This window comes from Guyparkeria sp. WRN-7, from assembly GCF_001641825.1.
GTDB lineage: Bacteria > Pseudomonadota > Gammaproteobacteria > Halothiobacillales > Halothiobacillaceae > Guyparkeria.
The window spans coordinates 97,273-119,781 of the sequence record NZ_LRFH01000014.1 but is presented as its reverse complement, the minus strand read 5'-3'; the positions used below and the strand labels follow the sequence as shown (position 1 = coordinate 119,781).

Sequence of the window (22,509 nt, the reverse complement as noted above, 5' to 3'; positions counted from 1 at the left end):
CATACACAGGCATGAACGACACGTTGATCGGTCATTAACCAGACATCGAAGGGAGGTGTTGCAATGGCTATCGTGCGTTACAAGCCAGAAGGTCAGAGCCGGACCCAGCCGTGGGGCATGCTCGACCAGCTCTACCGCGAGATGAACTCGCTGTTCGAGCCGGACCTCGCCGAAGGGCGCGACGAAGGTAAGCTGGAGATCGCCGACTGGGCCCCGGCCGTCGACATCAAGGAAAACGAGCACGGCTACGAGCTGCACGTCGACCTGCCGGGCATCGATCCCAAGCAGGTCGAGATCACCGCCGACAACGGCGTGCTCGAGATCAAGGGCGATCGCAATTCGGAGCTGAAGAAGTCGCAGGACGGCTATTCGCGCATCGAGCGGAACTACGGCCGTTTCTATCGCCGCTTCACCCTACCGGAGCAGGTGGATGCCGAGGGCATCAAGGCCAGCTCCGAGCACGGGGTGCTGACCGTGACGATCCCCAAGGCGGAGACGTCCAAGCCGCGACGTATCGAGGTCAGCTGATCCGGTTCGGCCGCCCGGCCCCGGAACCCTGCGAAAAGCCCGGCGGCCCCGGGCTTTTCGCCTTTTAAAAAGGCGCTCCCGCGGGCGTCCCGAAAGCGCGCCCGAGGCATGGCGGGCTTTCGAGACGCCGCGGATAACAGAACATCACTCGGAGGAGTGCAGGCGTGAAATATCACGACTATTACGCAACATTGGGTGTGGCGCGCAACGCCTCGCAGGACGAGATCAAGCGCGCCTATCGCAAGCTCGCGCAGAAGTACCACCCGGATCGCAATCAGAGCGACGAGGCCGAGGACAAGTTCAAGGAGATCAACGAGGCCTACGAGGTCCTCGGCGACGAGCAGAAGCGCGCCCGCTACGATGCCCTGGGCGCGGGCTACCGTGACGGCGACGAATTCGGTGCCGGCCCCGGTGGTCCCGGCGGCTTCGGTGGCGGTTTCGGTGCCGAGGACTTCGCCGGCAGCGGCTTTTCCGATTTCTTTGCCCAGTTCTTCGGTGGCGGCTTCGGCGGCGCGGGCGCTGGTGGTGCCGGTGGCCGGGCTCGCAGCGCAAAGGGCCAGGATGTCGAAGCCGAGGCGCCGGTGCCGCTGGACCTGCTGGTCCAGGGCGGCAGTCATACCATTCGGCTGGCCGATGGCCGTGGCGGAACGCGCTCGCTCAAGGTCAGCGTGCCGGCCGGTTCGACCCCGGGGCGGCGCATCCGCCTCTCCGGTCAGGGCGAGCCGAGCCCGCTGGGCGGCCCGGCCGGCGACCTCTATCTCAAGCTGGTGTTGCGTGACGAGGATCGCGATCGCGTCGACGGCAATCACATCCTCCAGGAACTGCCCGTCACCCCGTGGGAGGCGGCGCTGGGCGGCAAGGTGCCGGTCACCCTGCCCGACGGCAAGCGCATCAGCATGAGCATTCCGGCCGGGTCGCAGTCGGGACGCAAGCTGCGGATCCCCAAGCGCGGTTTTGCCGGTGGCGATCTCTACCTGGTGCTGATGATCCATACCCCGCCGGCGAAGACCGACGAGGCGCGCGAGTTCTACGAGGAAATGCGCGCCTCCATGCCTTACGACCCCCGCCATCAGTGAGCAATCAACGGTTGAGAGTCTAAGCTCCTGTTAGCTTTTCGAAACGCCGCCGCGCGCGGCGCGCGAATGCAACCAGGAGGAAGTGACGATGACGGCGCACGCGCTGACCGAACTCCACGAATCGCAGGGCCAGAGCCTGTGGCTGGACAACCTCTCGCGCAAGCTGCTCGAGGATGATGGCCTGCCGCGACTGATCGCCGAGTACGGCATCCGGGGTGTGACCTCCAATCCGTCGATCTTCAAGAAGGCGATTGTCGGCAGCGATCTGTACACGGACGACCTGGCCGCGTGCAAACGCCGCTACGACGAGATCGAGTCGGTCTACGAGCACCTGGTCGTCAGTGACATCCAGCGCGCCTGCGATCTGCTGCGTCCCGTCTGGGACGCCTCGTACGGCGAGGACGGCTGGGTGTCCTGGGAGGAATCCCCGGGCATTGCCCACGATGCCGCCCAGTCGGTCGAGGCGGCCCATCACCTGCGCAAGCTGGTCGACCGGCCCAATGTGCTGATCAAGGTCCCGGGGACGGTCGAGGGGATCGAGGCCTTCGAGCGTCTGATCGCCGCGGGGGTGAGCGTCAACGTCACCCTGCTGTTCTCGCTTGACCAGATCAAGCGCGTGTTCGCCGCCTATCGGCGTGGGCTGGAGCAGCTGGAAAAGAATGGCGGCAAGCCGGCCGAGGTGCGGGCGGTCGCCAGCCTGTTCATGAGTCGGGTCGACACCCTGGTGGACAAGAAGCTCGACGCGATTGGCGGCGAACGGGCCGAGTCGCTCAAGGGCCGCGCGGCACTGGCACTCGGCGGCATGGCCTATCAGCACTTTCTCGAGGTGTTCGAGAACAACGACGACTTCCGGCGTTTCGAGCAGCTGGGTGCCCGGCCTCAGTACCTGCTGTGGGCGAGCACCGGCACCAAGAACCCGGCCTACTCCGACGTGCTCTACGTCGAGAACCTGATCGCGCCGCGCACGATCAATACCGTGCCCGACGCGACGCTCGAGGCCTTTGCCGACCACGGCAAGATCGCCTCGACCCTGAAGCCGCGCATTGATGACGATCGCGAGGTCTGGGAGGCGCTTGCCGATCTGGGTGTCGACATGGACGGCGCGGTACGCGACCAGCTGCTCGACGAGGGCATCGACCAGTTCCAGGCGGCCTTCGACGACCTGCTCGAGGCGATCGAGAAGAGCTGACCGGTCAGCCGCGGCCCAGCCACCACAGCCGCAGCCGGATGCCCCAGGGGCTGGTCAGCCCGGTGGTGCTGTGCGCCACGTGTCCGTTCTCGTCGAAGAACAGGAAGGTCGGCGTGACGCCAACCCCCAGGTTCTTCGCGAGTCGGCCGGTCGGATCGTTGACCACCGGCAGGGCCTCCAGATCGTTCTCGGCCAGGTACTCGCGTACCGTTGCGGCATCGCCCGACTGCATCGCGACGGTGATGACGCGGTGATCGTCGACCATGTCGACCAGCCAGGGCATTTCCAGCTCGCAGTAACCGCACCAGGTGGCCCAGAACACCACCACCGCGGGCTCCTGTGCTGTGCCGCCGATGGTCACCGAGTCCCCGTCTAGGGTCGTGACGTTCATGCCGGGGATCTCGCCCTCCGGCAGGTCCGGGCCCATCCAGGCCTGGACTGCCAGCAGGGCGGCGATGAAGACCATGCCCTCCAGTGTCCAGCGTGCCCAGCGCGGCAGGCGGCGTTTGCGTTTGGTCGTCGGTTCGGGGGCTTCTGCCATCGGTCGTTCCGGTCGGTGGGGTGTGTCGGGCGCCGCAGCGTCGAATGGTCGGCGCTGGTAAACTGCGCTCATGAACGCCTCGTCATCCAGCAAGCAACGCATTCTCGTCGGTGTTTCCGGCGGCATCGCGGCCTACAAGGCCGTGACGCTGGTCCGTCGCCTGGTCGACGCCGGTGCGGAAGTGCGCGTGGTGATGACCGAGTCCGCGACCCGGTTCGTCGCTCCGCTGACCTTCCAGGCCGTCAGTGGCCAACCCGTGCGCACCACGTTGCTGGACGCCGAGGCGGAGTCCGGCATGGATCATATCGCGTTGGCGCGCTGGGCCGAGCGCATCGTCATCGCACCGGCCAGCGCCGACCTGATGGCGCGGCTGGCCGCCGGCATGGCCGACGACCTGCTGACCACGCTTTGTCTTGCAAGCGAGGCGCCGGTTCAACTCGCCCCGGCGATGAATCGGCAGATGTGGGCACACCCGGCCACCCAGGCCAATCGCGACGTGCTGGTCAAACGCGGCGTGCGCCTGCTCGGCCCGGACGAGGGGTCGCAGGCCTGCGGCGAGACCGGCGCCGGACGCATGATGGAGCCCGAGGCGATCGCCGCCACCGTGCTGGCGGATGCGGCATCAGGCGAGCTGGTCGGCCAGCAGGTGGTTGTTACCGCCGGGGGAACCCGCGAGCCGATCGATCCGGTCCGTTTCATCGCCAACCGCTCTTCGGGGCGGATGGGGTTCGCGCTGGCTGCCGAGGCCGCCCGTCGCGGCGCGGACGTCACCCTGGTCGCCGGGCCGTCCGCACTGCCCACCCCGTCCGGCGTGAGCCGCGTCGACGTGCAGACGGCCGCCGAGATGCAGGCCGAGGTCGAGGCGATCGAGACCATGGACCTGTTCATCGGCGCCGCGGCGGTCGCCGATTACCGCGTCGCCACGCCTGCCGGCAACAAACTCAAGAAGCAGGGCGAGACCCTGAGCCTCGAACTGGTCCGCAACCCCGATATCCTTCAGGGTGTTGCGGCGCGCGATAATCGTCCGTTCGTGATCGGCTTCGCCGCCGAGACCGAGCGGCTGGCCGAGCATGCCGAGGCCAAGCGCCGCGCCAAGGGCATGGACCTGGTCTGTGCCAACCGGGTCGGCGAGCACCTCGGCTTCGATACCCCCGACAATGCGCTGCTCCTCCTCTGGGAGGGCGGCGAGCGCGACCTGCCCACCGCCGACAAGACGCGGCTGGCCGGCGAGGTCCTCGACACCTACCAACAGATTCGACAGGAAAAGCATGCATCGCGTTGAGGTCAAATGGCTCGACCCGCGACTGGGTCACGAGATTCCCCGCCCCGACTACGCCACCGACGGCTCCGCCGGTCTCGACCTGCGGGCCTGTCTCGAGGCGCCGCTCACCCTGTCCCCGGGGCAGACAGAGCTGGTGCCGACCGGCATGGCGATCCACCTCGACGACCCGGAGCTGGCGGCGATGATCCTGCCGCGCTCCGGGCTGGGCCACAAGCACGGCATCGTGCTGGGCAACCTGGTGGGCCTGATCGACTCCGACTACCAGGGGCAGCTGTTCGTCTCGGTGTGGAACCGCGGCAAGAGTGACTTCACCATCGACGTGGGCGAGCGCATCGCCCAGCTGATCGTGGTGCCGGTGGTCCAGGTGGCCTTCGAGGCCGTCGACGAGTTCTCCGAGAGCGAGCGCGGCACCGGTGGCTTCGGCCATACCGGCCGGGCCTGACGCGACTCCCCTATTCCATCCCAGGACACAGAGATTCCCACATGCCCCGATTCGACCCCGCCCTGACGGCCGACGTGCTGATGGAGGCGCTGCCGTACATCCAGCGCCTGTTCGACAAGACCGTGGTGATCAAGTTTGGCGGCAACGCCATGGTGGACGAGGCCCTGCAGGACGCCTTCGCCCGCAACATCGTGCTGTTGAAGCAGGTGGGCGTGAACCCGGTGATCGTTCACGGCGGCGGGCCGCAGATCAACCAGCTGCTGGAGAAGATCGGCAAGGAAGGCGAATTCGTCGAGGGCATGCGCGTGACCGACCGCGAGACCATGGACGTGGTGCAGATGGTGCTCGGGGGGCTGGTCAACAAGGACATCGTCGCCCTGATCAACCGCCATGGCGGTCGCGCGGTGGGGCTGACCGGCCGTGATGCCGGCCTAGTCCGGGCGCGCAAGCTCAAGGTCACGCGCCAGCATCCCGAGCTCGACGAGCCGGAGATCATCGACATCGGTCACGTCGGCGAGGTCGCCTCGATCGATCCGGGCATCATCCAGACGCTGGACGCGTCGGACGTCATCCCGGTGATCGCGCCGATCGGCGTGGGCGAGGACGGCGAGGCCTACAACATCAACGCCGACGTGGTGGCGAGCAAGGTCGCCCAGGTGCTGAATGCCGAGAAGCTGCTCTTGCTGACCAACACCGCCGGCGTGCTCGACGGCGACGGCGAACTGCTCACCGGGCTGACCGCCGACGACGTCGAGGGGCTGATTGCGGACGGCACCATCTACGGCGGCATGCTGCCGAAGATCAACTTCGCCCTGGATGCGGTGCGTGGCGGGGTGAAGACGGTGCAGATCATCGACGGCCGGGTGCCGCACGCCGTGCTGCTCGAACTGCTCACTGACCAGGGCGTGGGTACCCTGATCCGCGGCTGATCCCTCGGCTCAGTTCTGCCGCTGGAGCTCGCGGAAGCGCTGCAGGTCGGATTCGTAGCGCTCGGCCATGTCGCGGCGCTCGGTACGGGTTTCCTCGAGCGATTGCCGGAGTTTCTTCAGGTCGCGCTTGTATTGCTCGTCGCCGTGACCGGCGGCAATCGCGGCCTCCATCCGCTCGATCGATCCTTCCATCTGCCGGATGCGGCCATCCATCCGGTCGAGCCGCTCGTCGCGTACCCGCTTGATGTCCTCCTCGCTACCGTACAGCGATTGCAGGACGCGGTCGCGGCGTGCCTGTTCGCGGGCCGCCTGCTGTTGCTGCTGCGCCGCCTGCCGCTCGGCCTGTTCGCGGGCGCGCTGCTGCTCGGTCTTCTGCGGTGCGACCTCGCGCAGCACCCGGCCACTCGACGGGTCGAGTACCTTGTATCCCTGTGACGCCGCTCGCGGTGGGAGGGTGTCGCTCAGCTGCAGGTTGCCGTCGGCATCGACCCAGCGGTAGGTGATGCCGGCCGCCTGGGCGGCGAACATCGGCGAGATCATGCTGACGAGTGTGGCGATCAGCAGGGTCTGACGAACGCGCATGGGATCCTCTCTTTATATTGTCCAGATCGAATCCTTTGTCTGTCCGCTCGGCGTCACAAGTTGACAGTGAGGGGGCGTCCAGCGCGGATCCGGTTGCATTTGTCCGGGTAGCTGCAAGCCCGATGCCAACCTGTGGGCGCGTGTCACGGGGCAAGCCGCATGGCAACCCACAGGCCCGAGAGCGTCATGGCAACCCCGACCAACCAGAACCCGGCCTCGATGTTGCCGCTGAGCGTGGCGGCCAGGCCGAGCGCCAGTGCCCCGACGGCATAGCCGAAGTCCCGCCAGAAACGATAGACGCCGAGCACGCCAGCTCGTTCGACCGGCTCGCAGTGGTCGGCGACGGCGGCGCCCAGCGTGGGGTAGAGCATCGCCATGCCGATACCGGTCACCGTCAGGGCCGCTGCCCAGATCCAGATCTGGTGGCTCATCACGATCGCGACGATGCCGGCCCCGCACAGCCACATGCCGCCGACGATCAGCCCGCGGCGGCCGAGACGATCCGAGGCCGGGCCGGTGATCAGCTGGCCGGCGCCCCAGACCACCCCGTAGATGCCGACCAGGAAGCCCGCGGTGACCAGGTCCGCCCCTCGCGCGACCAGCAGGATGGGCACGAACAGCCAGATGATCGTGTCGGTGAACTTTTCCACCAGGCCGGCCTGGTTGATCGCCAGCAGGCTGCGATTGCCCCAGGTGGCGTGCAGGAAGAACGCCAGCCCGTTTCGCGTTGGCGGGGTCTTGCCGTTGTCGCTGGCCTGTTGCTGGGCATGCGCCCAGGGAAGCGTGTCGCGAACCATCCACACGGCCAGCGCCAGTGCCAGCAGGGTCACGACCAGACCGAACCAGAACAGCCCCTCGCGGGCGCCCAACTGCTCGGCGGCGATCGCCGCGAGATAGCCGGCCACCGCCACGCCGCCGTAGCCGGCGAATTCGTTCGCCCCGTTGACCAGGCCGCGCTGGTGGGCGTGGGTCAGATCGAGCTTGCTGTTCAATGCCATCGACCAGGCCAGCCCCTGGTTGATGCCAAGGAAAACGGTGGCCAGCAGCACCCAGCCCCAGGAATCGGCGATCAGCAGCAGGAACGGCACCGGGATGGCGAACAGCCAGCCGGCCACCAGCACCCGCTTGCGCCCGTAGCGGTCGGACAGCCGCCCGGCGAGCAGATTGAGTGCCGCCTTGATCACGCCGAAGATCACCACGAAGCTCGCCAGCAGCGTGAACGCGCCGGCGGCCAGTCCGAAATCGGACTCGGACAGTACCGGCAGCACCGTGCGGGTCATGCCCACCAGGGCGCCGACGAAGAACACCTGCAGCAGGAAGTGGACGAACTGGCCGCGATTGGCGGCAATGCCGTGAGTGATATCCCGGTGACTGATATCCATGGGTTACCTCTTGCCCCTTGCGCGTGACTTGGTTCTGTATCTGTGGTTTACACGTCTTGCCGGATGCGGTCCGACCAAGCGGGCCGAATCCGGCAAGACGCCCCGGGCTATGCGGGGCGTGGCGGGGTGACTTACTTGGCTGCTTCCTGAACCGCCTCTTGAGCCCGCGCGTTCGCCTCGAAGCCACCCGCTTCCTTGAAGCCGGTGAAGCCGCCCTGGAGGATGCGGACATTGTCCATCCCCGCCAGGCGAAGCATCAGGCCGGCCTGGGCTGAAAGCGTGCCGGTGTTGCAGTAGACCAATACCTGCTCGTCGGTCGGTAGCTCGTCCCGGCGCTCGAGGATCTGGCGCCATTCGATATTGATGGCGCCGGGGATGTGATCCTCGGCGTACTGGCCGGCATCGCGGGTATCGACGATGGTGATGTTCTCCCACTCGCCCGCCGGGATCTGTTCCGGTCGGATGGTCGCGCCGTGGTACTCCTGGAACATGGCATAGCCCTGCATGGCATCGACCAGCTCCTCGTTCTCCGCCATTGCCGGGCCGCCGGTGAACGCGAGCGCCAGGATCGGTGCGGTCAGGAGTGTCTTGAGATTTGTCATTTGCGTGCTCCTTAATTGCCGCCGGTCTTGATGATCGACTGCAGGTCGGTGAATTCCTTGTTGACCTTTTCATTGCCGATCAGGCCGACCGATTCGTGTTTCGGTACGCCGTCCATCTCCAGCGTGTCGGCAACCATCTGGTAACTGGACATGCCGTTGAAGTCGGCGCCGTCGGCGGCGATCAGTTGGTCGCCGTAGTAGACGGACGGTGCCGGCAGACCGTCGGCCATGCTGGCGGAAAGGATCTGAATCGGCACCTGGTAGGTATTGGCCACCTGCACGGCGACTTGCAGGTTGTTGTTGCAGCGCGTACCGGGCGGCTCTTTGCCGATGAAGGTGAGTACCGCCTGGCCGTTGGGGCCGGTGGCTCCGGGCACGATGTCCTCGGCTGAGGCCGTGTTGAGCATGGCGGCGCCGAGACCAAGGGTCGCGGCCAAAAGCCCGATCTTGAAGTGTCCCGTCAGTGTCATAAGTATTCCTCCTGGTGTTTGGGGCGAGATCATGGTTTATCGGGATCAGGTCCCGGTGTTGAAGTCGTAGAACGATGCCATGGCCTCGATCGGCGGCAGCTCGAACGCGGCGATGGTGTCGACGAAGCGCGCCCGGTCGCGCAGGAGCCCGTCGTTGTGGCGCTTCTCGAAGCCGAGCGTCGAGACGGGCTTGCCGCTGATGCCGCCGCCGCAGGCGCTGCCGGCCTGGGCGCCGGGCAGGATCTCGATGTGGTCGGGCAGGCTGAGCACGCGGCCGAACAGCGAATCGTGGAGCTTGGCCGCCATCTCGCGTTCGCGGCCGTGCAGGTCGGGCCGGCCGACGCCGCCGGGGAACAGGGTGTGACCGGTGAGCAGGCACCAGGGCTCGTCGGCACGGCTGTGGTCGGTGACCAGCAGGCAGATGTGATCGTCGGTATGCCCTGGTGTGTGCAGCACCTCGACACTGACATTGCCCAGCGAGAGGCACTCGCCGTGGGCGACGCCACGAAAGGCATGCCGTACCGGCGCGGACTCGTGCAGCAGGTACTCCGCTCCGGTACGCCGCGCCAGTGCCGGGCCGCCGGAGTGGTGGTCGGCGTGCACGTGGGTGTCGACGACGTAGCGGATGTCGACGCCTTGCTGGGTTGCCATCTCGACAAAACGATCGACGTCGTCGGCATGCACGTCGACGGCCATGGCCACGCCCTTGCCGGCGCAGCCGAACAGGTAGGCCAGCGAGCTGAATTCACAGGGGTGCTGGATCAGGAACATGTGGATCTCGAGGCAGTGGACTCGAGCAACATTCAATGATTCAATTGAATGTATGTCAAGATCGACGGGTGAGTCGCGCGGCCCGCTTGTGGGAATTGCCCGACAGTGGTTGTATATCCGTCCGCATTCGTCTGGAGGGGCCCGTGTCCTTCAAGCAACAAGTCAATGACCAGTTCGCCCGACTGGGCAAGGTGCTTTCCAACGGCCGCCGCCTGGAGCTGATCGAGTACCTGGCGCAGGGCGAGCGTTCGGTCGACGGTCTGGCGCGCGTCGCCGGGCTGTCGATCGCCAACACCTCCCAGCACCTGCAACGCATGCAGCAGGCAGGCCTGGTGGTCGCACGCCGCGCCGGCAAGCAGGTGTTCTACTCGATCGCAGACGATGACGTGATCGAGTTGCTGGACGTGTTCCGCCGTGTCGGCGAGCGCCACCTGGCCGAGGTGCGCCAGATGGTCGACGATCACCTGCACCAGAAGGATTCCCTCGAACCGGTCTCCGCCGAGGAGCTGATCGAGCGTTGCCGCGAGGGCCTGGTGACGCTGATCGACGTCCGGCCGGCAGAGGAATACGAGGCCGGTCACATCCCGGGTGCCGTGAACGTCACGGTGGCGGATCTGGAGCGCCAGATGGCCGAGCTCGATCCCGAGCGCGAGGTGATCGCCTACTGCCGTGGCCCGTACTGCACCTTCTCGTTCGAGGCCGTCGAGCGGCTGCGCAAGGCAGGATTTCGCAGTCGTCGCCTCGGTCCGGGCTTTCCGGAGTGGAAGCTCGCCGGCCTGCCCATCAGTACTGAAGAGAAAGCCGCGTCATGACCGAACAGATGCCCATCCAGAACCTTCGTGCCCACCTGGGCCACTACATCGTCGGCCAGGGCGAGCTGGTCGACCGGCTGCTGATCGGCCTGCTGACCGGCGGGCACCTGCTGGTCGAGGGCCTGCCGGGGCTGGCCAAGACCACCGCGATCAAGGCGCTGGCCGAAGGCGTGCACGCGCGCTTCAAGCGGATCCAGTTCACCCCCGACCTGCTGCCGGCCGACCTGCTCGGCAACGAGGTCTATCACCCCGAGACCCGCGAGTTCACCTTCGAGGCCGGGCCGCTGTTCAACGAGATCATCCTCGCCGACGAGATCAACCGGGCACCGGCCAAGGTGCAGTCGGCGCTGCTCGAGGCGATGGCCGAGCGCCAGGTCACGGTCGCCGGCCACAGCCGCGACCTGCCGGAGCTGTTCCTCGTCATGGCGACGCAGAACCCGCTGGAGCAGTCGGGCACCTACCCGCTGCCCGAGGCGCAGATGGACCGCTTCATGCTCCATGTGGCGCTCGACTACCCCGAGCGTGAGGACGAGTACGACATCCTCAAGCGCACGCTGGACGGCTCGCTGGGCAGCAACCCGGTGGGCGAGGCGCGCAACATCACCGTCGACCAGGTGCTCGCCGCCCGCGAGTCGGTCCGTCAGGTGCAATGCGACGAGGCGCTGCAGCGCTGGGTGGTCGACGTGGTTGCCGGGACGCGTCGGGTGGGTGAACTCGATCCCGAACTGGCCGATCAGGTGCTGGTGGGTGCCTCGCCGCGCGGCGCCCTAGCGTGGGTGCAGGCCGCCCGCGCGGCCGCCTTCCTCGAGGGGCGCGACTACATCGTTCCCGACGACCTGATCGGCCTGGCGAAGGACGCGCTGCGCCACCGCATCATCCTCGGTCCCCGCGCCATGGTCAGTGGTCTGACCCGCGATACGGTGATCGAGCGCCTGCTCGAGCTGATCCCGGCGCCGTGAAGCCGAGCGGCCTTAAGCGGCTGATGGCGCGACTCGGGCGCAACGCTTCGACGGCGGGCGCCTCCCGCGCTCAGGCGGCCGGTCTGGCGCCCGGGCGTGACGAGATCGCGATCGCCTGGGCCGGGGGCGAGCGCCTGCCCTCCCTGGTGGGCGAGGACTTTCCCACCAGCACCCGGCTGTCCGGCGACCAGCTCGCCCGTCGCCTCGGCGAGGGACTGGACTTCGAACAGCTGCGTGCCTACCAGCCGGGCGAGCCGGCGGCGCGGATCGACTGGCGCATCTCCGCGCGGGTCAACGAGCCGGTGGTGCGCATGCATCGCGAGCCGGCACAGCGACAGGCCCACCTGGTGGTCGACTGTGGTGCGGCGATGCGCTTCGGTACCCATCGGCGGCTCAAGCTGACCCAGGCCCTGCTCGCCGCGCACGCCTTCGCCGCCGGCGCGCTGCGGCAGAACCTGGCCGTCGAGATCCACCCGGTCGGCGAGGCGTTCTGCCCGGGGCATCATGCCGCCGGACCGGTCACCGGTCAGGCCGCGATCCTGCAGCGCCTGAGCGAGCTGGCCGAGGCGGCCGGCGAGGTGGGCGAGCATGCCGCGCCGGTGGACTGGGCGGGGCTTCGTCAGCGCCTCGCGCAGCGGTTGCCTGCCGGCTCGGTGATCATCGTCCTGTCCGACTGTCTGGCCGATACCGGTCCGGGTCGGGCGATCGACTGGGCACCGCTGGCGGCCGATCAGCATCTGATTTTCGTGTCCGTGAGCGACCGGGTCGAACTGGACATGCCCGACATGGGCCTGGTCGCCTTCGAGACCGGTGGCGACGCGCGCTGGCTGGATACGGGCAGTCGGCGCTGGCGTGACGGGTTCGCTCGCGCCCAGCGCGAGGCCCTGGCTCGCTGGCGCGAATCGGCCGAGGCGCTGGGGGCAGCCTTCCTGCCGCTTGCCGCCGATGCCGAGCCGGCCGACTGGCTGGCCGAGGTGCCGGTCGCCCTGGCCCGATCCGCGGGGGCAACGGTATGAGCGAGTACCGCGACTGGCAGCACCCGGAGGGCGGCCCGCCCGAGACCGCGCCGGAGCGGCTGGTGGACGTGTTCACCGCCCCCTGGCTGGATCCGGCGGCCGTCCCGCCGACGACAGGCGTGGATGCCGCCGCGGCCGATGGACGCTGGCTGGCGGTGGTCGCCATCCTGGCCGTGCTCGCCGTGGCGATGGTCGCCTGGCGTCGTCGTCGCGACCTGCGATTGGCCCTGACGCTCCTCCGCCTCGAGCGCCTCGCCCGCCGGACGGATGCCGGGGCGTCGCTGCGCTCGCTGCAGGATCGCACCGCGATGGCCATCGCCCGTTGGCAGCATGGCGGTCAGGCGCCGCGGCGCGAGACGTTGCCGCCGCCGTGGTCGGACTGGATGCATCGTCTCGACCACGCCCGCTTCGCCACGGGGCGTACCGCCGAGCCGCGGGAATTTGCCGAACAGTTGCGCCGGATGCGCCGCGCCCTCTGGCGGCGGGGGGCACGCGCATGATCGGCTTCGACTCGCCCTGGGTGCTGACATTGCTGGTGGTGCTGCCACTGCTCTATCCCGCCTGGTCGCGACGCATCCTCGCCCGGCCGCCGGCGCGCCTGCTGCGCCACCCGGCGCTGGGAGGCAGTGACGCGGCGGGCCGGCCGCAGGGTGGTCAGCGCTGGTTGATCGTGTTCCTGTTCGCGGCACTGGCCAGCCTGATCCTGGCGTTGGCCCGACCGGTCTGGCTGGGCGAGTCGGTCGCCCTCGACCCACCGTCCCGCTCGATCGTCCTCCTGGTCGATGCCAGCCCGAGCATGTCCGCACGTGATTTTCGCGATGCCGACGACCAGCCGGTCTCGCGGATGACGGTGATGCGCGAGGCCCTGCTCGCCTTTCTCGAGGCGCACCCCGACGATCGCTTCTCGCTGCTGGTGGTGACCGATTCGGCCGGGACGCTGGTGCCGGAGACCGATGATCACGCGGTGCTGCGTTTCTGGATCGAGCAGCTCGAGCCGGGCCTCGATGGCAGTGCGACCGCGCTGGGTGACGGGCTCGCGGTGGCGATGGAGCAGATCGCCCAGCGCCGCGAACGCGGCGAGGTGCCGCCGCAGCTGCTGGTCTGGACCGACGGGGTGAATACCGGCGGCGAGATGTCCCCCGCCGAGGCGCTGACCGTGGCGCGCGCCGAGAATATCGAGCTCTATACCATCAACCTGGCGCCGGCGGACAGTGGCGTGGCCGGCGGCGAGCCGACCCTGGAGGACCTGGCGAGGCTGTCGGGCGGGCAGGCGATTGCCGCCGGCGACCGCGAGGCGCTGATGTCGGTGACCGAAACCATGGCGCGCCACCAGACGGCCGATGCCGGCCAGCCGAGCCACCGGACACGCCACCCGCTGCTGGGTTGGTTTCTCGGTGCGGGATTGCTGTCGTTGCTGATGGCGCAGTTCTTCAACGCACGGCTGCAGGTCTAACGCATGGGCGGACACGTCGACAGCCTGATCGAGCTCTGGGGGCTCCTCGCGAATGCCGAGAGCTGGCCGGTGCTGGTGCGCCCCGAGGCATTCGCCTTGCTGGTGCTGCCGGTCGGTCTCGCGCTCTGGCAACGCCGCCGCCAGGCCCGGCTGGACCGCTATGCCGACCCGTCGCTGCGTCCCTGGGCCTTTGCCGAGGGCCGCTCGGCCGGGGTCCGGGCCGGTTGGTTGGCGCGCGGTCTGTGGCTGCTGTTCTGGCTGTTCGCCACCCTGGCACTGGCCGACCCGCGTCTGCCCCAGCCGGGCGAGACCGGTGGCGAGGCACGCGCGCCGGTACTGTTCGTGGTCGACGGCTCGGCGGCCATGACCGGCCGGGATGTCGAGCCCGACCGGATCGGACGCGCCGTCCTGCTGATGGAGCTCCTCGCCGAGGCGGACCCCGGCCGACCCGTGGGGCTGATGCGCTATGCGGACACCGCCGGCGTATTGCTGCCGGTCAGTCCCGATCCGGACCTGCTGGGCTTTTATGCCGACGAGTTGCCGGGGTTGACCGGCACGCGCCTGGCGGCCCGGCCCGACCGCGCCCTGGCACTGGCCGCGCGCATGCAGGCCCTGGCCGGTGGGGCCGTGGTTTGGATCACCAGTGGCGATGCGCGCCAGTTTGCCGGCGAGCAGGGCAGCCGAGTGCTGACGGCCGCCGAACGCCTCGACGAGCAGGGCATCCCCGTGCTGGCGGTGACGATGGCCCGCGAGACGGCGCGTCTCTACCGTGATGGCCAGCCATTGCGCGACGACGATCACAACGTGCTCACATCCACCCCGCAATTCGAGCGCGTCGCGGAAATAGCCGGGCTGACTGGTGGCATGGCGCGCCGGACCGGCATCCTGCGCGAGGATGCCGACGCGTTGGCCGGGGCGTTGGCGGCCCTGCCGGCTCCGCCCGTGCCCGAGAGCGCGCTCGAGCGGCAGCAGTCGGTCGCCGTGCTGGCGTTGTGGGTCGCGATGGTCGCGCTCGCGCTGCATCTGTGGTTCGAATGGGGCCCGTCGGTCCGCCGCAAGAACGGGCTGGCGGTCGCACTCATCTTGATCACGCCGCTGCTGTTCACGGCCGCCCATGCCGAGCCGGTGGTCGATGCCGACACGCAGGACACCCTGCTCAAGGAGGCCTGGGCGGCCTTCGAGGCGGGCGAATTCGCCCGGGCCCAGTCCGGCTTCGACCGGGCCAGCGGTTACGACGCCCGGCTCGGCAGCGGGTTGACCGCCTACCGTCGTGCCGACTACCCCCATGCCATCGAACGGCTGCAGGCCGCGGTCTGGCTGGCCGAGGCCGCCGAGCCGCGCATGCTGGCCCTGTTCAACCTCGGCAATGCCCTGGTGCTCGCGGGTCGCTACCGGGCCGCGGTGTCGGCCTTCGATGCCGTGCTGCTGCTGGACCCGGAGCACGACCCGGCGGAGCGCAATCGTCAGCTGGCCGCGTCCCTGATCGAGGCCGCCCGTGAGGGCCCCGCCGAGGACCAGCCGGGCTTCCGCGGTTTTGATTCCATGCAGCCCGACCCGCTGGACGAGACGCGGGGCGCGCGCATGAGCGAGGAGTTTCTCGAAAGCCAGGGTGGCGGCAGCGGCCCCGTGGCGTCGGGGTCGGCCGATAGCGGCGAGGCCTTCCGCCTCAACGAGGGGCTGCTGCAGGGGGCGCGCAAGAAGCTCGAGCGCATCGAGGACCGGCCGCAGCCGGCGATCGAGGGACTGCTGCGCCAGCAGCCGTACAAGGCGGTGGTCGAGCAGCGGCTCTCCGGGGAGGACGGGTCATGAAGCAAGCCGTGACGTCCCTGCTCGCGATGCTGCTTGGCCTGGCCGCGATGGCTGGCCCGGCGCATGCCGATATTCCGTTGCCGAAGCCCGATCGGGAAACCGACCGCTTTGCCGAGGCGATCGAGCTCGGGCCGATCGAGCCTCTGCCGCCGATCGCCCGGTCGACTAGCGAGGCGGGTGCCGGGCGTGCCCCCGAAGGCGTGATCGTGAGCACCGAGGTGACCCGGCTGGACCCGGTTCAGCGCGAGACCTTCCTCGTTACCCAGACCATCCTTGATCCCGCGCGGCAGGTGCGTGAGGTCGAGGTGCATCGCCCCGAGGGCGAGGGTATCGATGCCCGGCCGCTGGCGGTGACCCGCGATACGGTGGAGATCGACGGCCGGCTGGTCGATCGTCGTCACTACCGGTGGGCGGTGCAGGCATTGCGCGGCGGGGAACTGCGCCTTGAGTTCAGCCGTATCGATTTCGAGGTGGTGGGCCTGGCGCAGAGTGAATACGCCTTTGTGCCGGTCGCCCGCCGGCTCGACGTGGTCGAGTTGCCGGCGCATCTGCCGACCTATCTGCCGGTGACCCCCGAACTGGCCGTGGAGGGAGTGGCGGTCGACGCGCTGGTCGCCGGCGAGCCGGGTGGCTGGCAGTTCCGGGTGCGCGGCGAGGGGCTGACCGCCGAGGCGCTGTCGCGCCTGATCGACGCGCAACTGGTCGCCCCGCCGGGCCTCCGTCTCGGTAGTCCCGCTATCCACGAGCTGGGCAGCGACTCGGCCGAGGCCTTGCCGGCCGCCGAGCGGATTTCGCCACTGGCTAGCATCTGGCAGGTCGATATCTCGTTGTTGCCCACGGTCGAGGGCGGTGCGGACGGTCGCCGCGAGGCGGACCTGCCGTCCCTGCGCCTGCCCTACATCGATCCGCGCGCCGCCGATCCGGGGGTGGAGCTCGACTACGTCCGGCTCGATGCCCGCACGGTGACCTGGGAGGCCGAGCCCACGGAACGTCGGCTGGCGGCGTTGTGGGCCGCCCTGCCGTGGTTGCTGGCCGGCCTGGCCGCTGCGGTTGTCCTGGTGATCACGGGGCGCCGGGTCTGGCGGTACTGGCAGGCCCGGCGCGCCCGGCGGGCAGCACGTCGGCGGCTGCGGGCATGCGAGGAGCCCCAGGCGCTGCGTCGACAACTGCTTGCCGAGCTGAATGCCTTGCCAAGCCTCGTTCGACCGGTGACGCACGAGCGGCTGGCCCAGCGCGGCGCATCGGAGGAATGGCTGGTGGCGCTGGCCACGCTGGAGTCGTGGTGTTTCGATCCGCAGCAGCGCCCGCAGCCGGATGAATTCGATACGCTGCGGCAACGGCTGATCGAAGGGCTGCCCGCCCACTGGTTCCGGTAGTCCGTCATCGGGCCATGGTGTAAGGTTGGCGACGGCGCGCCGCCCGGCGCCATGCCGGATAAGAAACATAACGAGCGAGACCGATGAGCATGCAGTTGAACGAGATCCGCGACCTGATGGCCGACGACATGCAGGCCGTCAACCGCGTGATCATGGAGCGGCTCGGCTCGGACGTCGCCCTGATCAACCAGCTGGGCAACTACATCGTTCACTCCGGCGGCAAGCGTTTTCGCCCGTTGCTGCACATGCTCACCAGCCGTGCCCTGCGCGGCGAGAACGCCGAGCTGCCGGGCGCGGCGCAGATGGCGGCGGTGGTCGAGTTCATCCATACCGCCACCCTGCTGCATGACGACGTGGTCGACGAGTCGACCCTGCGCCGCGGCCACGACACCGCCAACGCCCGTTTCGGCAACGCCGCCTCGGTACTCACCGGCGACTTTCTCTACTCGCGGGCCTTCCAGATGATGGTCGAGGTCGAGCGCCCGCGGGTGATGGCGATCCTTGCCGATGCCACCAACCGGGTCGCCGAGGGCGAGGTGATGCAGCTGATGAACATAGGCGATGCCGCCGTCTCCGAGGCGCGCTACATGGACGTCATCGGCCGCAAGACGGCGACGCTGTTCGAGGCCGCCTGCCGGCTGGCCGCCGTGCTCGACGACCGTGACGAGGCCACCGAGGCGGCGCTGGGCGAATACGGCTATCGCCTCGGGGTCGCCTTCCAGCTGGTCGACGACGTGCTCGACTATCGCGGTGACGAGGCGCAGACCGGCAAGCACGTCGGCGACGACCTCAACGAGGGCAAGCCGACGCTGCCCCTGATCATCGCCATGAAGCGCGCCGATGCGGCTGGTGCGGCGCTGGTCCGCGAGGCGATCGAGTCGCAGACGGCGGCCCGGATCGACGAGGTGCTCAAGGTGGTTGAACAGACCGACGCACTCTCGTATACTTCGGCGCTCGCTGGACATGAGGCCGATGCGGCCAAGCAGGCACTGACGGTGTTGCCGGACAGTGTCTACTCCCGAGCCCTGTCCGCCCTGGCGGACATCAGCGTCCAGCGCGACCACTGACACCGATGGTGTCGCCGGTCTTTTCGGAGTGTAGCTCAGCCTGGTAGAGCACTACGTTCGGGACGTAGGGGTCGTAGGTTCGAATCCTGCCACTCCGACCAAATTCCCCGGCCGGGGCCCCGTTTGGGGTCCCGGCCTTTTTGGTTTTGGGCTTCCCTCTTTCCCTCATGGAGCGAGGCGGCCGATCCGCTCGGCGAGGTGCGTGTCGCACGCCGGTGACGTGGGGCCGTTCCTTGCAGCGCCCGTGACAGGCGCGCGAGTCCCTTTTCTTGTTTGCCCAGGTGTTTTGCCCAGGGGGAGCGCCATCCGTTGCCGTGCTGCCATGCACGTGGCGGTCTACCCGTCTTCCGGGAGGAAACAATGATCCAGTTGAAGTCCGTCTCGCTCCGCCGTGGCCCGCAGTTGCTGCTCGAGGACGCCGATCTCACCCTGCTGCCCGGTCAGCGCATGGGTCTCGTGGGCAAGAACGGCACCGGCAAGTCGAGCCTGCTCGCCATGTTCGAGGGCGAGATCGCGCCGGATGCGGGTGACATCGAATGGGCCGGCGGACAGCGCATGGCCACCGTGGAGCAGGAAACCCCGGCGCTCGAGACCTCGGCGGTCGATTACGTCCTCGACGGCGACCGCGACTATGCCCGCCTCGCCGATGCCCTGCGCGAGGCGGAGACCGAGAACGACGGCATGCGGCTGGCCGAGCTCTACCCGGAGTTCGAGGCCGCCGGCGGATTCACCGCCCGTGCCCGGGCCGCCCGCCTGCTCGACGGGCTGGGCTTCGCCCCGGAACACATCGACAACCCGGTCTCGAGCTTCTCCGGTGGCTGGCGCATGCGCCTGAACCTGGCGCGTGCCCTGATCGCTCCCTCCGACATCCTGTTGCTCGACGAGCCGACCAACCACCTCGACCTCGACGCGGTCTTCTGGCTGGCCGACTGGCTGGTGAGCTACTCGGGCACGCTGATCGTGGTCTCGCACGACCGCGATTTTCTCGACCACGTCTGCACGCACATCGCCCACATCGAGAACCAGAAGCTCAATCTCTACACCGGCCACTACAGCGATTTCGAGGCGATGCGTGCCGAGCGCCTGGCGCAGGACGCCGCGCTGGCGGACAAGATCGCCAAGGAGCGCGAACGCCTGCAGGGCTTCATCGACCGCTTCCGCGCCAAGGCGACCAAGGCGCGCGCGGCGCAGAGCCGGGTCAAGGCGCTCGAACGCCTGCCGACCATCGCCGCCAGTCACGCCGACCGCGACGACTTCTCTTTCTACTTCCCGACGCCCAAGCGTGCCCCGGACCCGATGGTCACCCTCGACGACGTGGCGGTGGGCTACGACGGCAAACCCCTGATCGAGCACGTCGGCCTGCAGGTGCGCGCCGGCGATCGCATCGGCGTGCTGGGGGCGAACGGGGCGGGCAAGACCACCCTGATCCGCGCGATCGCCGACGGCGAACCGACCTGGATCGGAGGCGACCGTTTCGTCGCCCCGGGCGTGCAGGTGGGCTACTACACCCAGCATCAGCTCGATCAGCTCGACCCGCGCGACACGCCGATGATCGCTCTCGAGCGGGTCGCCGAACGCGAGGGCACCACCCAGAAATATCGCGACTTTCTCGGCCGCTTCGGTTTTGTCGGCGACCGCATCTTCGAGTCGATCGAACCGTTCTCCGGTGGCGAGAAGGCCCGTCTCGCGCTGGCGCTGCTGGTGTGGAAGGCGCCCAACCTGCTGATCCTCGACGAGCCGACCAACCACCTCGATCTCGCCATGCGCGAGGCGCTGGCCGAGGCGCTGCAATCGTTCGAGGGGGCGATACTCGTGGTCTCGCACGACAAGAGCCTGATCGAGCTGGTCTGCGACCGCTTCTGGTGGGTGCGCGACGGCGAGGCGGTGCCCTTCGACGGCGATCTCGACGACTATCGCAACGCGGTCACCGAGCGCCGCCGGGCACACAACCGCGAGCAGGCGGCCCAGAAGTCCGATGCGAAGGCAGCCGGTGCCTCGGGAAACAAGACGCCCAGCGACAAGTCGAGCTGGGGCAAGCCCCGCGACAAGGCGAGCCAGGCGCGGGAGCGCAACCGCAAGAAGCAGCTTGATCGCCTCGAGCGACAGGTCGACGAGCTGGGGCAGCGTCTGAGTGCCATCGACGCCGCACTGGCCGATCCGGCCCTCTACGATGGCCAGCAGGACGAGGAAGTGGCACGGCTGCAGGCCGAGCGCGGCGACGTCAGTGAACGCCTCGAGGCGCTCGAGACCGAGTGGCTCGAGCAGCAGGAGCTCGGCTGAGTCCCATTTCCGACTCGCCGTCGGCGGCGTCTATACTGCCCGCCAACGGATTGCCTGCCCGGCGCGGGCGAAAATGGACGAGGAGCGGCCGCACGATGCACAGGGAAGGGGATTTCGACATCCGTGAACTGCCGGGAGCCGCCGGCGGACGGGCGCCGGGCGGCCGGCCCTCCCAGCAGGATGACCTCATCTGCCTGCACGACTGGCGCGAAGCGACCTCGCTGCTCGTGCTCGCGGACGGCATGGGGGGCGACGGCGGCGGCGAGCTGGCGTCCGGTGGCGTGATCCACGCCGCACGCGATCTCTGGGACGAGCGGGTCTGGCGCGACCAGCCCGGCGCGCTGTTCCTCGAGACACTCTGCCAGACCGCCCATGAGGAGATTCGCCGGCGCAATCCCTGGGTGAGTGCCGAGCCGCACTCGACCGTCGTCGCCCTCTTGCTGCGCGAAGGTCAGGCCTACTGGGCCCATGTGGGCGACAGTCGTCTCTATCATTTTCGCGGGCGGCGCTGCCTGAGCGTCACCCGGGATCACAGCCTCGCCCGCCTCAAGCTCGATCGCGGCGAGATCCGCGAGGCCGATCTTGCCCGGGATCCGGACCAGCACGTGCTGTTGCGCGGACTGGGCGGCAGCGAGCCCCCGGAGGTCGAGCACGGCTATGCGGCGCTGCGCTCGGGCGACGGTTTCGTGCTATGCAGCGACGGTGTCTGGGAGACCCTCGGCACGAGCGAGCTGGGCGCGCTGCTGCGCGAGCCCGATCTCTACGATGGCGTGTGCGAGGGACTGGCCCGCGGCAGCGAGCGCGGCGGTGCGGAGGGCGACAATCTGGGGCTGATACTGGCCCGGTCCGAGACGCCGACGTCGTGGCTGGGCCGGCTTTTCGGCGGGCTGACTCTGGTCTGACCTTGGCCTGATCTTGATACGAGCCGTTACCGGTGGGATGGCGATGACGACAACGACACGGCGAAATCATGGTGTGAGGTTCGCGGGCGGCCGGTTCGTGCTGGTCGGCCTGCTGGCTGGCCTGATGAGCGGTTGCGCGCAGCTGTCGGCTGTGGATGCACGCCTGCAGGAGATGACGGGGCAGTTGACGTCGTCGGGCAAGACGGCAAGGGCGGACGATGCGTCGGGTGAGGCCTCGTCCCGGTCGCTGGACGCCATCCTCGCCGACCTGCAGCGCGGCCAGTATCGCCAGGGGCGGCGTGATCTGGATCGCTATCTCGCCCGGCACCCCGACGATGCGGTCGCCCGGGCGATCATGCAGCAGCTCGAGGCCGATCCGGAGCGCGTGCTGGGCGAGGAGTCGCACCGCTACGTCGTCCGGTCGGGCGATTCCTACAGTGCCCTGGCCGAGCGCCACCTCGGTGATGCGGGGCTGTTCCTGCTGCTGGCCCGCTACAACGAGTCGACTGACCCTTCGGACCTGCGCGTCGGCGAGGTGATTCGCCTGCCGGGGCCGCCGTCGGGAGGGGCAGTGGCCACCCCGCCGGTCGGCGAGGCGGGCAGACCGGCACGCCGCTCGCTCGCGCCGGCGCCCCGGCCATCGCGCGAGACGGTGGCCGCGCTGGCCCTGCCCGACGCACCATTAGCGGCACAGCGCTCTCGGGATGCGGACGACGGTTCCGATGCAGCAGCCATGCAGCGACGCGGGCTGGCCCTGCTGGAACAGGGCGATCGCGAGGCGGCGCTGGCACAACTGGAGGCTGCCCTCGAGCAGGACCCGTCCTTGGAGCCGGCGGCGAGCCGCGTGCCCGAGCTGCGGCAGGCCCTGGTGGCCGACTACCATCAGCGCGCGATCCTGCGCTACCGCAACCAGAAGCTCGGTGATGCCATCGCGTTGTGGGACCGGGTGCTGGCCATCGATCCGACGTTCGAGCCGGCACGCAGCTACCGCGCGCGGGCCCGTGAGCTCCAGCGCCGGCTGGAAGATCTCTAGCGTTCCCT

Annotated in this window: 23 protein-coding genes and 1 tRNA gene; 18 read left to right on the top strand and 6 right to left on the bottom strand. The window is 68.6% G+C overall.

Going from position 1 to position 22,509, the window contains the following annotated elements; translation table 11 throughout:
* Nucleotides 1–63: 63 nt before the first annotated feature.
* The 3 genes from AWR35_RS05115 (at nt 64) to tal (ending at nt 2,793) form a co-directional block, all read left to right on the top strand.
* Nucleotides 64–528, top strand: coding sequence for an Hsp20/alpha crystallin family protein (locus AWR35_RS05115; RefSeq protein ID WP_058574873.1), 465 nt, complete (start codon nt 64–66; stop codon nt 526–528).
* A 164-nt stretch (nt 529–692) separates the two neighbouring features.
* Entirely contained in the window at nt 693–1,604 is a 912-nt protein-coding gene (locus AWR35_RS05110) for a DnaJ C-terminal domain-containing protein (RefSeq protein WP_058574872.1), read from the top strand.
* Nucleotides 1,605–1,692: 88 nt separating this feature from the next.
* Complete coding sequence (tal, locus tag AWR35_RS05105; RefSeq protein ID WP_058574871.1) at nt 1,693–2,793, top strand: transaldolase; 1,101 nt, start codon at nt 1,693–1,695, stop codon at nt 2,791–2,793.
* Nucleotides 2,794–2,797: 4 nt separating this feature from the next.
* Here the strand turns inward: tal and AWR35_RS05100 are convergent, their stop codons facing one another.
* The gene (locus AWR35_RS05100) at nt 2,798–3,334 is read right to left on the bottom strand and encodes a redoxin domain-containing protein (RefSeq protein WP_058574870.1); all 537 of its coding nucleotides are present in this window, start codon (nt 3,332–3,334) and stop codon (nt 2,798–2,800) included.
* Between the two features lie 70 nt (nt 3,335–3,404).
* On the opposite strand from AWR35_RS05100, the gene coaBC reads away from it, so the two are divergent.
* From coaBC to argB, 3 genes are read left to right on the top strand one after another with little or no spacing between them, the layout of a single operon-like run.
* Nucleotides 3,405–4,616, top strand: a complete 1,212-nt coding sequence (coaBC, locus tag AWR35_RS05095; RefSeq protein WP_058574869.1) for a bifunctional phosphopantothenoylcysteine decarboxylase/phosphopantothenate--cysteine ligase CoaBC — start codon at nt 3,405–3,407, stop codon at nt 4,614–4,616.
* Nucleotides 4,603–5,058 (top strand): dUTP diphosphatase, encoded by a 456-nt coding sequence (dut, locus tag AWR35_RS05090; protein ID WP_058574868.1) that lies wholly within the window; start codon nt 4,603–4,605, stop codon nt 5,056–5,058. Before coaBC ends, dut begins: the two co-directional genes overlap by 14 nt.
* A 41-nt stretch (nt 5,059–5,099) precedes the next feature.
* Nucleotides 5,100–5,987, top strand: a complete 888-nt coding sequence (gene argB, locus AWR35_RS05085; RefSeq protein ID WP_058574867.1) for an acetylglutamate kinase — start codon at nt 5,100–5,102, stop codon at nt 5,985–5,987.
* A 9-nt stretch (nt 5,988–5,996) separates the two neighbouring features.
* Here argB and AWR35_RS05080 read toward each other — a convergent pair whose 3' ends face one another.
* The 5 genes from AWR35_RS05080 to AWR35_RS05060 all read right to left on the bottom strand — a co-directional run bounded on the left by AWR35_RS05080 (nt 5,997) and on the right by AWR35_RS05060 (nt 9,794).
* The gene (locus AWR35_RS05080) at nt 5,997–6,569 is read right to left on the bottom strand and encodes a DUF4124 domain-containing protein (RefSeq protein ID WP_058574866.1); all 573 of its coding nucleotides are present in this window, start codon (nt 6,567–6,569) and stop codon (nt 5,997–5,999) included.
* A gap of 143 nt (nt 6,570–6,712) precedes the next feature.
* Nucleotides 6,713–7,951 (bottom strand): MFS transporter, encoded by a 1,239-nt coding sequence (locus AWR35_RS05075; RefSeq protein WP_058574865.1) that lies wholly within the window; start codon nt 7,949–7,951, stop codon nt 6,713–6,715.
* A gap of 131 nt (nt 7,952–8,082) precedes the next feature.
* Entirely contained in the window at nt 8,083–8,553 is a 471-nt protein-coding gene (locus tag AWR35_RS05070; protein ID WP_058574864.1) for a rhodanese-like domain-containing protein, read from the bottom strand.
* Between the two features lie 11 nt (nt 8,554–8,564).
* Nucleotides 8,565–9,023, bottom strand: a complete 459-nt coding sequence (locus AWR35_RS05065; RefSeq protein ID WP_058574863.1) for a hypothetical protein — start codon at nt 9,021–9,023, stop codon at nt 8,565–8,567.
* Between the two features lie 45 nt (nt 9,024–9,068).
* Nucleotides 9,069–9,794, bottom strand: coding sequence for an MBL fold metallo-hydrolase (locus AWR35_RS05060; RefSeq protein WP_058574862.1), 726 nt, complete (start codon nt 9,792–9,794; stop codon nt 9,069–9,071).
* Nucleotides 9,795–9,937: 143 nt separating this feature from the next.
* Between AWR35_RS05060 and AWR35_RS05055 the strand changes: the two genes are divergently transcribed.
* The 12 genes from AWR35_RS05055 (at nt 9,938) to AWR35_RS05000 (ending at nt 22,501) form a co-directional block, all read left to right on the top strand.
* On the top strand, nt 9,938–10,606 hold the full coding sequence (locus AWR35_RS05055; protein WP_058574861.1) for a metalloregulator ArsR/SmtB family transcription factor: 669 nt from the start codon (nt 9,938–9,940) through the stop codon (nt 10,604–10,606).
* A complete protein-coding gene (locus AWR35_RS05050) occupies nt 10,603–11,565 on the top strand; it encodes an AAA family ATPase (RefSeq protein ID WP_058574860.1) in 963 nt (320 codons plus the stop codon). The genes AWR35_RS05055 and AWR35_RS05050 overlap by 4 nt, the downstream gene beginning before the upstream one ends.
* Nucleotides 11,562–12,581, top strand: coding sequence for a DUF58 domain-containing protein (locus tag AWR35_RS05045; RefSeq protein WP_058574859.1), 1,020 nt, complete (start codon nt 11,562–11,564; stop codon nt 12,579–12,581). The genes AWR35_RS05050 and AWR35_RS05045 overlap by 4 nt, the downstream gene beginning before the upstream one ends.
* Nucleotides 12,578–13,081, top strand: a complete 504-nt coding sequence (locus AWR35_RS10755) for a hypothetical protein (RefSeq protein ID WP_058574858.1) — start codon at nt 12,578–12,580, stop codon at nt 13,079–13,081. The genes AWR35_RS05045 and AWR35_RS10755 overlap by 4 nt, the downstream gene beginning before the upstream one ends.
* Nucleotides 13,078–14,034, top strand: coding sequence for a VWA domain-containing protein (locus AWR35_RS10750; protein ID WP_058574857.1), 957 nt, complete (start codon nt 13,078–13,080; stop codon nt 14,032–14,034). The genes AWR35_RS10755 and AWR35_RS10750 overlap by 4 nt, the downstream gene beginning before the upstream one ends.
* 3 nt (nt 14,035–14,037) lie before the next feature.
* Nucleotides 14,038–15,843 carry a VWA domain-containing protein gene (locus tag AWR35_RS05030; protein WP_058574856.1) on the top strand — a complete coding sequence of 602 codons (1,806 nt, stop codon included), beginning with the start codon at nt 14,038–14,040 and terminating at the stop codon, nt 15,841–15,843.
* Nucleotides 15,840–17,219, top strand: coding sequence for a hypothetical protein (locus AWR35_RS05025; RefSeq protein ID WP_058574855.1), 1,380 nt, complete (start codon nt 15,840–15,842; stop codon nt 17,217–17,219). Before AWR35_RS05030 ends, AWR35_RS05025 begins: the two co-directional genes overlap by 4 nt.
* A gap of 89 nt (nt 17,220–17,308) precedes the next feature.
* Nucleotides 17,309–18,286 (top strand): polyprenyl synthetase family protein, encoded by a 978-nt coding sequence (locus tag AWR35_RS05020; protein ID WP_058575248.1) that lies wholly within the window; start codon nt 17,309–17,311, stop codon nt 18,284–18,286.
* Nucleotides 18,287–18,310: 24 nt separating this feature from the next.
* Nucleotides 18,311–18,387: transfer RNA gene (locus AWR35_RS05015), tRNA-Pro, on the top strand.
* A 259-nt stretch (nt 18,388–18,646) separates the two neighbouring features.
* Nucleotides 18,647–20,566 (top strand): ATP-binding cassette domain-containing protein, encoded by a 1,920-nt coding sequence (locus AWR35_RS05010; protein WP_058574854.1) that lies wholly within the window; start codon nt 18,647–18,649, stop codon nt 20,564–20,566.
* Between the two features lie 95 nt (nt 20,567–20,661).
* The gene (locus AWR35_RS05005) at nt 20,662–21,468 is read left to right on the top strand and encodes a protein phosphatase 2C domain-containing protein (protein WP_058574853.1); all 807 of its coding nucleotides are present in this window, start codon (nt 20,662–20,664) and stop codon (nt 21,466–21,468) included.
* A gap of 73 nt (nt 21,469–21,541) precedes the next feature.
* On the top strand, nt 21,542–22,501 hold the full coding sequence (locus AWR35_RS05000; RefSeq protein ID WP_058574852.1) for a LysM domain-containing protein: 960 nt from the start codon (nt 21,542–21,544) through the stop codon (nt 22,499–22,501).
* Nucleotides 22,502–22,509: the final 8 nt, after the last annotated feature.